This is a genomic window from Pseudomonas sp. CP4 (assembly GCF_047758505.1).
Lineage (GTDB): Bacteria > Pseudomonadota > Gammaproteobacteria > Pseudomonadales > Pseudomonadaceae > Aquipseudomonas > Aquipseudomonas fluorescens_AO.
The window spans coordinates 4,552,340-4,567,004 of record NZ_CP180489.1 but is presented as its reverse complement, the minus strand read 5'-3'; the positions used below and the strand labels follow the sequence as shown (position 1 = coordinate 4,567,004).

General features: G+C 53.8%; 12 protein-coding genes and 2 pseudogenes. 9 read left to right on the top strand and 5 right to left on the bottom strand.

The window, feature by feature from the left end:
* Positions 1-83 precede the first annotated feature (83 nt).
* Both ACMYUN_RS20555 and ACMYUN_RS20550 read left to right on the top strand, forming a co-directional pair.
* Positions 84-1,043 (top strand): restriction endonuclease, encoded by a 960-nt coding sequence (locus ACMYUN_RS20555; protein WP_415761614.1) that lies wholly within the window; start codon positions 84-86, stop codon positions 1,041-1,043.
* Positions 1,044-1,080: 37 nt separating this feature from the next.
* Positions 1,081-1,986 carry a bacteriophage abortive infection AbiH family protein gene (locus tag ACMYUN_RS20550; protein WP_415761613.1) on the top strand — a complete coding sequence of 302 codons (906 nt, stop codon included), beginning with the start codon at positions 1,081-1,083 and terminating at the stop codon, positions 1,984-1,986.
* Positions 1,987-2,063: 77 nt separating this feature from the next.
* On the opposite strand, the gene ACMYUN_RS20545 is transcribed toward ACMYUN_RS20550, so the two are convergent.
* Positions 2,064-2,924 (bottom strand): hypothetical protein, encoded by an 861-nt coding sequence (locus ACMYUN_RS20545; protein WP_415761612.1) that lies wholly within the window; start codon positions 2,922-2,924, stop codon positions 2,064-2,066.
* A gap of 459 nt (positions 2,925-3,383) precedes the next feature.
* A complete protein-coding gene (locus ACMYUN_RS20540; protein WP_415761611.1) occupies positions 3,384-4,373 on the bottom strand; it encodes a hypothetical protein in 990 nt (329 codons plus the stop codon).
* Positions 4,374-5,064: 691 nt separating this feature from the next.
* Here ACMYUN_RS20540 and ACMYUN_RS20535 point away from each other — a divergent pair.
* A pseudogene (locus tag ACMYUN_RS20535) lies at positions 5,065-6,129 on the top strand (beta family protein).
* On the opposite strand, the gene ACMYUN_RS20530 reads toward ACMYUN_RS20535, so the two are convergent.
* From ACMYUN_RS20530 to ACMYUN_RS20520, 3 genes are all read right to left on the bottom strand, one after another.
* Positions 6,126-6,692 carry a sce7726 family protein gene (locus tag ACMYUN_RS20530; RefSeq protein WP_415761610.1) on the bottom strand — a complete coding sequence of 189 codons (567 nt, stop codon included), beginning with the start codon at positions 6,690-6,692 and terminating at the stop codon, positions 6,126-6,128. The pseudogene ACMYUN_RS20535 and the gene ACMYUN_RS20530 overlap by 4 nt on opposite strands.
* Before the next feature lie 390 nt (positions 6,693-7,082).
* Positions 7,083-9,449 (bottom strand): hypothetical protein, encoded by a 2,367-nt coding sequence (locus tag ACMYUN_RS20525; RefSeq protein ID WP_415761609.1) that lies wholly within the window; start codon positions 9,447-9,449, stop codon positions 7,083-7,085.
* Between the two features lie 30 nt (positions 9,450-9,479).
* Positions 9,480-9,653, bottom strand: coding sequence for a hypothetical protein (locus ACMYUN_RS20520; RefSeq protein WP_173149720.1), 174 nt, complete (start codon positions 9,651-9,653; stop codon positions 9,480-9,482).
* A 988-nt stretch (positions 9,654-10,641) separates the two neighbouring features.
* Between ACMYUN_RS20520 and ACMYUN_RS20515 the strand changes: the two genes are divergently transcribed.
* From ACMYUN_RS20515 to ACMYUN_RS20490, 6 genes and pseudogenes are all read left to right on the top strand, one after another.
* Entirely contained in the window at positions 10,642-10,932 is a 291-nt protein-coding gene (locus ACMYUN_RS20515; RefSeq protein ID WP_415761608.1) for a DUF2853 family protein, read from the top strand.
* 219 nt (positions 10,933-11,151) lie between these two features.
* Complete coding sequence (locus ACMYUN_RS20510) at positions 11,152-11,313, top strand: hypothetical protein (protein WP_415761607.1); 162 nt, start codon at positions 11,152-11,154, stop codon at positions 11,311-11,313.
* A gap of 64 nt (positions 11,314-11,377) precedes the next feature.
* On the top strand, positions 11,378-11,848 hold the full coding sequence (locus ACMYUN_RS20505) for a GIY-YIG nuclease family protein (protein ID WP_415763987.1): 471 nt from the start codon (positions 11,378-11,380) through the stop codon (positions 11,846-11,848).
* Between the two features lie 400 nt (positions 11,849-12,248).
* Positions 12,249-13,394 carry a hypothetical protein gene (locus tag ACMYUN_RS20500; protein ID WP_415761606.1) on the top strand — a complete coding sequence of 382 codons (1,146 nt, stop codon included), beginning with the start codon at positions 12,249-12,251 and terminating at the stop codon, positions 13,392-13,394.
* 381 nt (positions 13,395-13,775) lie between these two features.
* Entirely contained in the window at positions 13,776-14,429 is a 654-nt protein-coding gene (locus ACMYUN_RS20495; protein ID WP_415761605.1) for a hypothetical protein, read from the top strand.
* Positions 14,426-14,566 (top strand): annotated as a pseudogene (locus ACMYUN_RS20490) (helix-turn-helix transcriptional regulator); the annotation flags it as partial. The gene ACMYUN_RS20495 and the pseudogene ACMYUN_RS20490, both read left to right, overlap by 4 nt.
* Positions 14,567-14,665 lie beyond the last annotated feature (99 nt).

Below are 14,665 nucleotides of genomic sequence, written 5' to 3'. Positions count from 1 at the left end.
ACGTTGTAATTGGAAGGAATCATGATGCTCCGAAGGCGGCTCCCAGCGGAGCCCACAGTTGGATCAGGAATGCGAGATCTGTCATGGCTGACCACTTCCACTACCCGCACGACATCTTCGATCTCTTGGTTGAGACTATCCCACGCCTCGTGAAATCCAAGAAAGACGTCATTCTGTTTTTTGAAGGTGCAGGCGTAGATGAAGCTGACCTGCGTGACGCCCGCTCCACGCTCGCCAAAACCTCTCAATCCATCAACAAATTTGACATTGCACGTGACGTCCTGACCCGTTTGAACAGGCGCCAGGACAGTGGCCTCAAGGCCCGGCGTGAAATCATCAAGCGGGTTACCCAGTTCGAGAGTTTCGAGACCTGCTGGGAGAATGAGAGGCTTAAAGCCAAAGGGTTGGTAGCAAGCGTTCGCGAAGCCGTCAATGCGAAGGATGCCTTCACCCGCATGAAAAATGAGCGAGATGCGGAGCGGGAACAGGTTCAAGCTCGCCATCGCGATGAGCAACTCCAGGCCACCAAAAGGCGCAAAGAAATCGATGACATCAAATCCCGACTCTTCGGGTTGTTCGCCATGGACGACACACCGAAGGAACGTGGGAAGCTCCTCGAAAGCGTCCTCAATGACCTGTTTAGAGCTTATGGCATTCAGATCAGAGAAAACTTTGTTCGAACGCCGCTGGAGGGTTCCACGGTGCTGGAGCAGATCGACGGAGTGATCGGTTTCGGTGGCAGGATCCATGTAGTAGAAATGAAATGGCTGAAATACCCTGTGGGTGTGCAGGACTTGGCACCGCACATGGTGAGAGTGATGGGCCGTGCAGATGCTTCGGGAATCTTCATCTCCAGTAGCGGATTTACCCAGCCCGCCATAACGCAATGTGCCGAGTTTCTGAATCAAAGAACGATGCTCCTGTGCTCGCTGGAGGAAATTGTAATGCTCCTGCAGCGCCAAGGTGATCTCGTGGACTTTTTGAAGACAAAGTCCCAGGCTGCGATCATCAACAAGCAGCCATTCCTCAAGATTCTCAATTGAACCCGCTGCATGCTGCCCACAAGCCAAGGAGGCCTCCATGAATTCCAAGACTCTCTACATAATCGGCAATGGATTCGACCTGCACCACGGCATGCCCACCGGCTATTCAGATTTCAAAAAGTATCTGGCGAAGGCTGATGATGAAACGTACGACTGGGTGGAGAGCTACGTGCCAGCCGAAGGGAATTGGGCGAATCTAGAAAAGGCCCTTGCTGACCTGGACACCGATAACGTCGTCTCGGACATGGAATGCTTTCTGGGTTCGTATTCGTCTGACGACTGGAGCGACTCCGGCCACCATGACTTCCAGCTGGAGGTGGATCGGATAGCCACGGGGCTCTCGCATACGTTGCGGCATCAGTTCGCGGATTGGGTCAGATCTATCCCGACGCCAAACAGAACTGAGGTTTTGGGTATGCTTGTAAACCTTGAGATCGATGCAAAATTTCTTACTTTCAATTACACCAGCACCCTGACCCACCTCTACAACGTGCCCCCAGAGAACATTCTGCACATCCATGGTGAGGCATCAGATCCAGATTCGGACATTGTCTTGGGGCACGCATGGGATGATGAAAATCGCCCATCACTCCACGACGGCGTTGATCCTGAATCAGCCGACCACCGACTTCTAGAAGCATATTCGACACTAGACGATTATTTCAGCAGTACCTTCAAGCCCAGCAAAAAAATCATTCGGGAAAATGCGGGCTTTTTCGAGAGTCTTGGTGATATCGAAAAGGTGATTGTGCTCGGGCACTCAATGTCAGAAGTGGATGACGCCTATTTTTCGAGCCTGCTCCAAACGTTTGTTGACCGCCCTACTCATTGGACATTTGTTCTCCCACCCTATGACGACGGCCAGAGAGAGCTCAAGGAAAACGTATCGAGACTGGCCTTGTACAACAACCGTATTGGTTTCAAAACATGGGATCAGCTGTAGGATTGGCAGCGTGGGCGTTCGAGGGAGCTTGCTCAGGCATGAGAGCCCATCAGCTGCAACAGCCACCGTTTCCAAGTTTAAATATCAACGCCCCACGAACGAACCTGGTCACGCATCTCATCCCGGCGTGCCAAGCTTTCACTATGCTCCAGATAATGCGTACCGACCAAGTGGCTGAGTTCTGGCCGAATACCTGGAGTAATCAGCGGCTGCCCCTGCTTAAGACCAAGATGAATCTCTATATTGCGAGACGCGAGGTCTTCATATGCTTGGGTATCGACGCTTTCCGAGAACTGGCTAAGTACATCTTTGAACGGTTCCAGGAGCACTCTTTGCATTACCAAGCGATTCCTTCCCTCGTTCAAAACTCCAAAATTTCGATGAAAAAACGAACCGACTCCACTGGTACAAATATGGACACGCTCAGCAGGCGATGGGTATCCCAGCGATTCACCGGCAGGCACGAAGACGCGATCATAAACCTGACGCAGAGCCCTTCCGTACGACGGCAATAGGCCATCCGAACCTTCAATATCCATGACAGGCGTCCAGAAACGCTGGATGATGCCCGCGATGTTTGCGCATCTCGCTACAGCGGTAAACACCAGTCGGGTGCCGAAGAAATCTGCCCACATCTCGATGGCTTTGCTGTCGAGATCGTCCTTATCACGATGCTTGGTATGGGCATTCGCCCAATGAGCGAGCTCATGGCCAGCGATGATCAGGCAGTAAAACAAATCGCAGTGATCGTTCACGGTGCTTTCGGCGAAGCGATAGGAGAACTGCAAGGTTGGCTTGTCGCCGATTTTTACGACCTGGGCCAGTGGAGCTGGATCACCGTCAAAATCACAAACCACATCGGGCTGCAGATCGTCACGATGCATCGACTTGAAGTCTTCAATGAAGGCCGTGATTACATCCTTGTTTGTGAGCGACACCTAGCACCTCCTTTTTTATGAACTCCAATCTTCGCCTGTTCCCGCGCAGATCACCAACAAAGAGTTCCAAGGCGGGAAAAAACGCAAGGGTTATGCAATCCGCTATAGCTGCCAAAGCCAAGCGCGGGCAGAGTCACCCCGCTTTGCAGATAGCGTTAGGCTACAATAAGCCCGTCACAACTCAGCAACAGCTGAGGACTTCAGAACACGCGGTATCTGGTGCAGGAACAAACCGGGGCCAGGCTGGCCGGTCGTTGCGCCGCAATGGTTGCCATCGTACCGTCGAAAAACCAACACTAGGCCTTTGCGTAGATATCGAGAAGCGATCACGTGGTTTGGGGGTGCGCTATTGTGCGCTGGAGAGTTTCGATGCAGCCTGGGCGGCGACAGCCCGTTTTGTTCAGGATATCGCAGACAAGCCCGGCACTCTCGCTCGCCTTCCGGAGAAGAGTGTGGCCTTTAATTGATGGCCGGGGAGTATGTGTAGGAGATGCCGTTAAACTTGAAAAGGTCGTACGGGCGGATGTTATCGTGGTAGTCGGCCACCATGTGCTTCAGCTCTTCCCGCCCATCAAGGAATACAAAGTTCGTGGAGCCCTCATCGGGCTTGCGCCGGACTTCAAGATCGCGCAACGCCTCGCCATTGTCTTTGAAGGTGAGCTCGCTCGACCACCCGTTACCGTCCGAATCGCTTTGTGCCGTTATCATGAAGAGTAGGCGAGTGAAGGTGTCGCCCAGCTTCGCAAGAATAGTTGATGCTTCAACACACCAACCTTGGTGCATATCCCCATCTCGGAAAATCACGGCGTACCGTTCACCCGAGATGAGCTGAACGCTAGCCTGAGGCGGCTCCCCGCAAGCGCCTCCCCGGAAGACGGCGATGTCTTCTGTAATCAGGTTCCACCCTTTTGCAACTTTCTCGAATTCGAAAATGCTCACGTGCGGGGCACATGCGTGGTAATCATGCCCTTCCGTCTTCGTGTAAAACAAAACAACCATCCCTTCCCCACGGTTGCTGTAAGGCAAGGAATACTGATCAATGACGTTGTGCTCCAGCGGCAATTCCAGGTCAGGATCGTAGCCATTCCAATCCGACGCGTTTAGATGCTGCATGCACAGCTCAATCACCCGCTGGCGATTCCAACGCCCTGGAATGTCACACTCTGGCTCAGACTTAGGCGGCGTCGACTCTACTGGCGCGTGATTATGGTAGGTGGTGTTGTAGCTGACGTTGACGTTGCCCGTGTTATTCGTCACTACCGGGCTTTGATTACCAGAAGTCGAGTGAGACGCAGCCTCTTCACGTGCTGCCGTCGCCTCAGCACCGGCTTTGGCCCCAGCCCTCTTGACGAATTTCATCACTCCCAGCAGAGCTCCGCCTAGCGCGAGCACGCCGCTCGTAATACCAGCAATATTGTCCCAATCTGGCAGGCTTCCTATCTCAAACATCGTGTGCTTCCCATAGTTGTAATCGGTGGGGAGGAAACACGATATGACCTAGCGTCAGCCGGGGTGACCCAAGTGCCCTCATCGGAGCTGGATATATAGCATTGACGCACCTATTTCAACCTTTCCGCCGCATCTGCTACTGGATCGGCAGCGAAGCAATCAGCAGATTGATGCTTGAAGCTAAGGAGTCGTTTGCACACTCAATCGGCTGACGACCACCCGCGAAGATCAGGCCGATCGAGCAGACTGCCAGGAAAGAAGCGAGACGCGGGACGTTTACAGAACCACTGAATTGGCCCTTCGAGCCGCAGGACTGGAGCTCAGAGCTATACGAGGCGTACATCTGATTCCGCAAGCACCACTCAACGCTGACCGGCAAATCGAAGGGTAAGCTTGCCCTATGGATGTGAGACTAGGGGGTAAGCCAAAGAAAGGAGACGGGAAGGTTGGGCATCCTGCAATCGCCCTGTCCACAACCCAAGCGAGGTCTGCGGAGTGGCGCTAGGTGCCACTATTAAGTAGCCAAGTGCTATCTTACCAATCTCCATCTGCCATCTCGCTGGAAGCATGACGTCGGCCAGTGGCAGTGAGCAACCCGCATGTCGACGCTCACTGATCGCCGGGGCACTTTACTCGCTATGCAATCAGCATTACGGCGAAACCGTTCTTCACAGCATGCAAGGAGCGCAAGATGCAATACGTGGCTTGTTTACGAGTTGGTCAGAACGACGTTAAGGCTTTGATAAACCTGGAAGACGTCAGGCGGGATGTAGTGGTGCCATTGCTGGACATGCGAGGTGACGAGGACAGACACCTACAAACGTTCCTGACGAACTGGACGGAACATCCTTTCTTCTTGGACGTTTCGAGAGTGACCAAGGACGTTGCTGAAGCCTTTATCACTTCGAATGACCTGCACAATCCTCATGCCGCGTTTGAGAACAAACGTCGCTTCTTCTCAGATGTGGCAGGCATCAACGAGAACGTTATACCGGTGGTTTCCTGGGTTGATGACGATCCCCAACGAGCAGTCATCCAAAGTGCACTCGCTCTCCAGGGCGACTTCCCCCATATAGCCATCAGGGTTACCTGTCCGGAACCCCCCACCGCGACTTCGTGGAATAGATTGCTATCGATCCTGGATGCTCTTGAAAGCCCGGACACCGCGACGGTGATTTAGGACTTCGGTGCCACATCTCCGGCCAATACTGCCTCAGGGTCGGATTTCAATGTATCCCTGCGTCAACTCAACAGCTATCAGATACGGAATCTGGTTCTGATGAGCACCTCCTTTCCTATCGATAAGCCGGCCTCAAATACCTCCCGTTCCTCCGCCTGCTATGACGTTGCATGGCAAGCAAGGGTCGACACCACTGGCATAGAGTCAGATATTGTCTACGGGGATTATGCGGCCACCAACCCAACCGCCTCAATGGAATACATACGAGGCATGCCTGTGCTTCCTTTCGCTTGCTATTACACGCCAACGGAATGGTGGCAGCGACGCAAAGGCTCGGATAAGGAATTTGTTCGATACATTGAAATCGCCCAAGAGATTAGAGGCTTGCCGGGTTACCACGGCGACGACTTTTGCTGGGCCACTCGTGAGTACAGCAGAATTGTCGCCACATCATCCGGCTACGGGAATAACGGAACATGGAATGGATACAGGATCAATCAACATATCTGCGCCATGATCCAGTCCATCGTAGATACTGACGGCTTCCATGACCTCGATGCCGATGACTTACTCTAACGATAACGTTGTTTCAGGCTGACCAATACATGTGACCTAATCACATCCATGGGAAGGGCGTCGCTGAGTTGGCGGCGCACTTCTTTTATGAGGTCGCGACTTTTCGTTGGCACCCCATGCTGGTTGGCGAGTGAATCCAACTCACTACGCCACAAAAATCCCGTGAGGTGGAATTTATCCTGGAGCTTGTTGGGCTTCGCCTTTCGAATCATCGCCATGCCGGAATAGTCATCGACGACGAGTACGCCAACATGCGGAAGACATGACTCAAGAGCCTTCACCAAGTGCTTTGAATGGCAGCATAGCCAGACTTCATCAAAGCAAGTCATGTAGGCCTGCTGCTGGCCCTCCCAGCGTGCCAGGGTGTCAGCATGTGACTTGATTTCGAAAGCGCTTAGCTTTCCATTCGCGTGAACGAGATCGGCGCGCCTAGCCTTATCGATGAAGCACAGCTCCTCTATGAAGACGTCACTCTCTTCATAGGACATCGCTTTCGCGACCCACTGCTTGAGGATTGGGCGGATTTCGGTTGGATTCAACATGCGCGGATTATAGACAGACAATTGAGGCTTCTCACGCTAAAAAGCGCCCAGTCGTCGATCACCACAGGGCCGCACCAGCGTGATATCTGTCCGGCAAGGGGTGAGGACGATGAAGCAAAGCCAGACCTGAGCTAGGTCATCCCTGGCTTGACCAGCTTATCCCTGGCCGACCTCAGCCCCTAACGATGGTCGATTCGTAAGGCAGACGACGCCGGCCTACACGTGGTGAGCGGACGATCGTGTAGCTGCGCAGGAGGAAGGTCGAACATGGATCGTTTGACCGTCCCGATTGACCCGCTGCATCTCAGCGCCCAGCTCAGCCCCCATTCTAGAGCCTTACCTCTGTACGCTATCGCGGCTGGTACATGGCCGTCTTGATTCGACAATGCGCACTCCCTGCGATCGTTAGTGCTAACGATTGACCCTGACCCCGGCATTCCAGGCAACCGTAGAGAGGTGCCGCGATTTGGGAGGCAGTTCCTCCATGTCGAAAGTGTCTTTAGGGAAGAACAGCCTGAACTTTTCCAGACAGTTATCCATGAGCGTGGTCGCGTTTTCGTAATCCCCGCTGTAGCGCCCGGACATAGGGTTAATCACCCAGCCGCCCTCCACCTTCCAGAGCTCACCTGCAATTCGTGCCGGCCTGAACTTGGTGATGCACGGATGGCCGCACGGTTTTTCTACACCTTCGACCGGTAGGTAGATCTCCTCACCTATCAGCAGCGCCCCATCGTGGCCGATTGCCCAGATCAGATAGATCAACCCTTCCTCACCGAACCGTTCGTGAAGCGCTTCAAGTCGCTTGCGCTGGGGATCACGCAACACCTGCCGAGTTGGGTTGGTGGAAATCTGACCGTCCAAAAACTCTTGTTCCTTCAGCTTTATCGGCGCTCGAAGTGGGCCGTAGGTGGTGTCGAGGTAATCCTCTAGCGTTTCCTCACGATCGCGCAGCGTCGCGAGGAATGACTGATAAAAATGAACAGGCGCTGCGCGCTCGGCAATGTATGAGCCGTGTACTGCGAATATCTCCAAGAGCGGTGTGCTCAGGACAATGTTATCGACGTAGATGGCCGAAACGGCATTACCCTGCGGGATATCGCTAGCGTCGATGAAGACGCGAAACGCTTTTACCTTGCCGTAGAAGAACTGCACTTCCCAGTGTAGCCGGGCGAAGCTGGAAGTCAGGAACTTGATTTTGGCTCGCGTCCAGACATCCAGAGCATCCGCGCCAACCACAACAGACTCACCCGTGGAAGGATCGACATACTCGGCTGGGGCAGCGCGCTTTCTTATTTCCTGCCGAATTTCGGAGATCGAACGCAATTTCACCGAGTAGGTGAGCTCCTCGACCCCCTGAGTCTGCGCCTGAGACCCAACGTGAGTCTCCGCCTGAGCCTGCGCTTGATCCTCCGCTTGAGCCTCTGGCTCAGTAGCGGCGTTGGACAAAAAACTGGCCAAGTCTGCGAGCGCTGTAGAGATTTTCTGGCCGGTGTAATGGGCGTAGAAAAATGGCAGCCTGGCCTTGGTGTCAGTAGGCATCGCAAGAAATTCTGGAACGATCAGCTCGTGAGGATCCATCCATTGATCGGTGCCTTCGATCATCCGCTGCAGCCCGAGCGCCCAGTTATCGGCACTCGCATCGGGATCATACCGGTTGAGCTTCACCAGCTTCGCCCGCGCATACGGCCCTAATCGGTCATCGTGCACGTAAACAACGCTGTCGCTATCCACTTTGTAGCCCAGGATGCATACCGCATGACCGGCATCGTAGTCTTCCAGCGTCCCCTCCTCGGTGACCTTGGAAACGGAGCCCATCACGAGCAAAGGCAGATGGCTGTCGATGTGCCCAGTTACGGTGGCAAGGAAGTCTTCTTCAGACAGCTTTTGCTTTTTCAGATCCTCGGAGTGATGGCGAAGGCCTTCGACATCAAGACAGCGCAAGATCTGCTTGTTGGTCAATTCCTTGTTGGGGAAGCTGTTGGAAGAGCCGTCGATGTGGTTGATCGCATTGAGTGTGATCTCGCTGCAGGAATGGATAGCTTTGACGTCCCGCCATTTCAGCGAGTGCAGCGATGACCAGATCGCCGTCGACGCACAGGCCGATACCACCTTGTCCTGTTCCTGGAAAGCGATAGACCAAACGCTTAGTTTGATGCCAAACAGATCCACCTTGTACTCACGGGACAACCGGCATTTACGTTTTCCGACCTGGCCGGTCTGGCCAATCTCGACAGCGGGTTCCTGAACCTCTGGCTCAGACTCAACCGCTGCGCTCTCAACCGCCGCGTTGTCCGCATCCGCTTCGACCGTCGAAGCGGCAACTGGCGGCGCATCTACATCCGACATGACCTTCAAGCAGGTCTTGCCAATGAACGTCTTGGGCAGTGGCTTGATCACCATGAAACCCAGGTAGCTCGCATTGAGTTCAAGGGCCAGCTCTTCTGAACCTTCCCCAGCCTCAAGGATGGTGTCGATAAGCTTGTGATCCACCGGTCTGGTGAAGAAATGCATCCGCGCGCACTGGTGCCCAGCGTTCCCGAATCGCTTCACATAGTAGTGAGAGAAGTCTTCCAGATAATCCTTGTCGACGTAGTTGCGCTCAAGCAGCACAGAGACGGCGCCCATGTCCTTCAGGTAGTTGAAGATGTAGTCGACCTGGGGCTTTTGAAGGATGTCAGGGAAATCTGAGCCGAAGCATTGCGTCACCAGATTGCTCAGGGTTTGCTTCTCAAAGCTGGAAATCAGGAAAGGATTCATTGGCATAAAAAAAGCAGCCATCAGGCTGCTTTTCCTTACAAAAAAAGTAAGTTAAAGGCTGCAGGTCTTCGCAAGCAGCGCGTGGCCGACTGCCTTATTGGCAACCTGCTTCTCAATTTTGTGGTCGTATTCACGCTGACGCTGGCGAGCTTGCTCAAGCCGGTCGTTACTGTCGCGGTTAAGATCGCGCACGCGTGAAAGGTCAATCAGTGCCTGTAAGCTCATGGATTCTCTCGCTGAAAATGCACGTTGATTCAAATTAGCATGCGCAAACACAAGCGCACAACCGTCGAACCGTAGCCAAATGCATACGCATTGGCGCAAAAGCGCGCGCAAGCGTCAAAAACGAAGGTCGGGCATTCTATAGCCGAAACGTGCGCCCCGAAAGCTATTTTGCAGCAAACCTTACGAACGGTGCGTTAAACAAATATCGAAATCGAAGCGTATATCGCATGCGTCTTTTCGACTGCGACACTGCGTTGATGTTCCGTTTCCGCCTGCGTGAGCACATGTGTGACCAGCGTCACCAGCAGGTGAACCTATCTATAGCTTTGTCGGCCCGATTCACCTGAACTTGAAGCGTGCACATGCTTGGGATCTGGCTCGATGCTGAACCGCAAGGGCAAAGAGGTGTGACCAACTCCGCCATTCGGCAGGTGGACTCCTCTCAAAGCTTTGACCTCAAGTACAGTTTGCAATCAACTTCAAAATGGACGCGGCTTCTACCTGCTACCTGACTGGGATGGCAGCCGGCGATGGCTATGATGCTTCGCCCGCTATCGGCACTGAGGTGCGAACAACACGATCAGAATCGTGGCCCCCGCCATGGCTTGGTGCCAGGTTTCTTCTTGGCAGGCGCATTGGCCACGCGAAACAACTCCTCCTGATCCACCTCCCAGAAATCAGCGGACTCATCGATATAGCGGCTTGCCGTCCCCATCACTCTCGTTTCTCCTCCTTACGATCCACGACTTGTTTGCACGGGTGATCGCAACGTAGGCCGTGCGCAGGGCTTCATGGCACTGCGAGGTATCGTATCCACATAGGGCCTTAGAGCGGATAGCTGTTCAGCGCGTCGTAATTCCGGTTATCGGCCAAATGAAAGATATCACCAGCTACGGACTTGATTTACGGCAGAACGCCATCACCTCAATATTACCGGCGGCGATAAGGAATTCATCCAAGATTGCCCGGTTTTAAGGAAGTAATGACCATGACAAAGCCAACCACGATCAGCGAAATCAACGCCAAATACTCGTACACCGACGAAAACCCAGGCGGCAAGCATGATGCTGCGCTGGTGTCGTGCGCCCAGTGTGGGGACTACAACGAACTGCAGAATGTCTATAACAAGAAGCTGCTGCCGCTGGTGAACGCTGGGAAGATCACCAAGCAGGCGGCAATCGACGCACTGTCGGAAAGCTGTGAAGAGCTGGCGAACCCTCGTTCGCGAGTGAAATTTTATGCGCTGCTGACCAAAAAACTGGGCCAACCGATCAGTTAATTGCCCTGCTTCGCGCAGGTTATTTTGACCTGCGCGAAGTAGGTGATGAATCATGTCGAACCGATCGTCCATGGCAATTTCCCTAGCCGGCTGAGCAGCGAAAGCTCACATTTCATTCCTTGAGATGTTCGTTATTATGCGGCTTGTTTTACCTCCATTCTGGGCCGGATACCCGTATCACTTTCCGAGCGACTCGAAATCTGAGAAGGAAGAATCGGCATGTTGATCGAACTCGAATTGAACCGAAATGACGCCGAAGCATTGCTGCGTCATTGCGATGCCTATGAGCCAAACTCCGGTGACTACCGAGAGGACTCGCGGTTGGCGGACGCCTTGGAGACCCTGGCTTCTGCTATCAGGGAGAGCATGATCGCGGTCTGAACCTCTGTCACTCCACCACCTCATTCGAGAGCATGCCGTGCCGGTCTATTTCATTGGTCAAGTCATGTCCAACAACTGCACACACATAAAAATTGGACGTACTAGCGACATATCGCGGCGGCGTGGGCAGCTACAAACGGGTAGCCCCTATCCATTGGAGATTATGGGATGGATTCACTCAGACAATGATGCGGCTCTTGAACGGCAGCTCCACCTTGATTTCGCAACTCGGCGGCAGGTGGGGGAATGGTTTCAGATCGAGCCAGGAGAAATCCTCCCCATCCTCATGACTGAAGGTGATAACGGGTTTATCGCGAAAAACGCGGATGCGTTCGAGATCGCAGGCCACGATCGACATGGCGTGCCAGAGTATCTGGGCGTATGGGCTTGGGGTGAACTCGAGTTCCAGGACTGCTGCCCTTTCTGTGGCTGCTTTTGCGGGATGCAATACCAAGAGGCCTCCTCCATGTACTACTGCATGAGCTGCGATACGCTTACGGATTTTTCCGAGCTGTCGCGTGATGACGAAGAGTGATTCGGGTACGCTTCCTACCCTCTTGAACCGACTCCCCGACCCCGAGCAGGCTAGCACCGAGATGATCGCCGAGCGCCAGGATTGCAGGTGCGCTCGCATGCTTGCGCCCTCCTCGACCTGCAAGGATGTACAAGACGTCTTCGGTTCCAAAAAAAACAGCCGTGATGAGCGCTCTGGTAGCAGGCGACTCTCGCTTCATCAACTGCGAACGGCAGCCGGTTCACCGTTGCCATTCAAGCATTGAAAGATGCTGGGGGTTTCAGAGCCCACAGTCAGGCGTCATTGTAATCGTCCCGTGGCGTGAGCTCGGACAGTCAACCGCTCTACTTTCCCTGTCCATCCTGTAACGTAGGATGAAGTTGTTCCGCGTTATCCACTGCTACTAAGGCCCCTGTTCTGCATGACGACGTCACAGTTCTCCATTCCCAATGGAGCCATTAAGAAAAATTTAAAACGCATTGTCGACCACTGGGTCATCGTCGGTTTAATGCTCAGCGGCGCCGGCACACTCTTCGGCTTTGCCATCTTGGCTACGTACCTCAATGCGATCGGTCTGTCTGGACTTTTCCCTTCTGCGCTGGACACCAAAACGGCTCTCATACCCTGGATGCTTTTAGTTGGGCTCCTGCTCGTCGCCTACATGCTCGTGCTCACCATGAACTCAACGATTTTCGCATCGGGAGCCACGCTTTTTAACAAGCAACCCTATGCCCAAATCAAAATGGCCAGGATGCTTGCGATACCGCTACTAGTTGGAGTTACGGTGCAGATGCTCACCATCGTTTTGGAGATCCACCCGTTGCTCACCGTTCTGGCGTCGGCCTTAGCTGAGACCGTGGTCTTCATCATCCTGATGCGCAGGGAAGACTTCAGTGTTGCAATCCATGTTGCGGGCTATATGTCGCAGCCTGAACGGGCAATGACCTGGCAAGCCCGCTACGGCGCATTAGTCCCGCTGTTCCTGGTGGTGTTTTCAACGGTGCTGTCAGCAGTTTTCCCCGTACAATTGGTGTTATCGACCTATCCTACGCCCGACGACATTGGCAGCACACTCAAGCTCACCGCGCTGGCCATCTTGGTCTCATGCCTGGCACTGGCGCCAGCAGTTGTCTTCTTCGCATTTGGGGACAACCTGTTGGCGAAAGTGAGAAACACCTCAGCGGTGCTGATGATCCTGACGATCGTTATGCTGAGCATGGCCCCTCGGACGTTCCCGGCCATGGTCTATCGAACTGCCTATTTGATGGGGGTTAGAGAGACAACAACCACATCCTTTCTCATCACCGATACCTACTCGGTTGAGCGTTTCGATTCGGACTGGGGTGAAGTGACCGTTGACAAGGATCGCCCCGTGGTTCGAGGCTTCCCGCTGCTCAGCCTGGGCGATTTCCTGATCTTGTGTCCAGCGAAGTTGGTCAACACGCAACTCGACCAGTGGCCTTCACGTTCCGCTGCATGCCTGGTGACCGATACCAAGACCGCAAAACGCGTCCCCGAGAAACAGGGAGAGAAAAGGTGGGACAACATTCAGATGTATAAAGTGTGATCTGCGCTTGAGCACCTACCGTCGTCATCTGGACTGTACCTAGCTATCCGTTATGCAACGAGGATGCAAGGAAAACCCAAGGTTGGCGACATGGGCTCTACCATCGCCGCTGCCGAAAACGGCATGGATGAGTCTCGTGCCGCCCTCCTTCCTCTTTGACCTCAATTTCACACGCATCCAACCGCATGCGAGTGGAATGCGTAGGAATTGTTTGGCTCATTCCCTAGGCCAATGAGTTCAGAAACGTTCGCCATCACCATAGCCGCAATCAAATACATATGGGCCCTAAAACCGCCCATAAGAAACATACCTGACCAAAACCCATTTACACGAAACTTTTTTAGGGCATAATCCCGCCACTAGAAACCAGAGCACGCATCTATGATCCAAAAAAACCAAGCCTCCATTCCCGAACTGCTGATCCAAAATGTCCCGCGAAACCTGATCATGGGTGTCGAGGATGCCGTTGACGTGGGTGCCCTACGTGCCTATCTGGCTACAAAAGACATGGACGAGAAGCATCGGAAGAATGCGCTTGGTCAGATGCGCGCGTTCCACATGAACGAATCGTTCGAAGAGGCTCTGCGCGCCGCTGATGCTGTCCATACCCCTCTCAAAGGCAATGGCGTCGTTGTTGGTCAAGCTGGCATCTTCAAATTCGGTCGCGTGAACATGTCGTCCACACTGTGGAATAACATCCGTCGCGGCGCCATTCGTCGGCAGCTCGCGGAAGCGAATCTGGCCATGACTCAACTGGTTCAGCCGTCGCTGTTCACTCCGGAACCTATCAACACTGGCACGTTCTTTTTCGTAGCGTGTTTCAGCGGTTCTCTGACTAACCAGCCTGAAGCACCGCTGGAAATTCATATTGCGGTGCCGGATGCGGAGATGAAGGGCTGGCTTTTCCGCCAACCGGTCAAGAAGTTCCTGTCTCGCTATGACCAAGCACCTCAGCAGGTCGACTTGGCAGTACCGAAACTCAAAACCGGTCTGCTCGAAACAGACCAAACCGAAACTGGAAAAGATACAGAATGAGTCGTGGAATAACAGGGTTTGAGCCGGGGCGGCTTGTACAAGCGCTCGCGGCTCGCGGCCTTTCTCAAGTAGCACTGGCAAGCATGGTGGGAGTATCCCCCGCCACAGTGAGCAAGTGGAAAAGCGGCCAGCAGTCTCCGGAAGCTGATGCCCTGGCCAATCTCTCTCAGGTCATAAACGTGGCCCCAGAGTGGTTCACCCGACCTATTCCTGAGAAGTGCTCTCTCCCCCTGTTC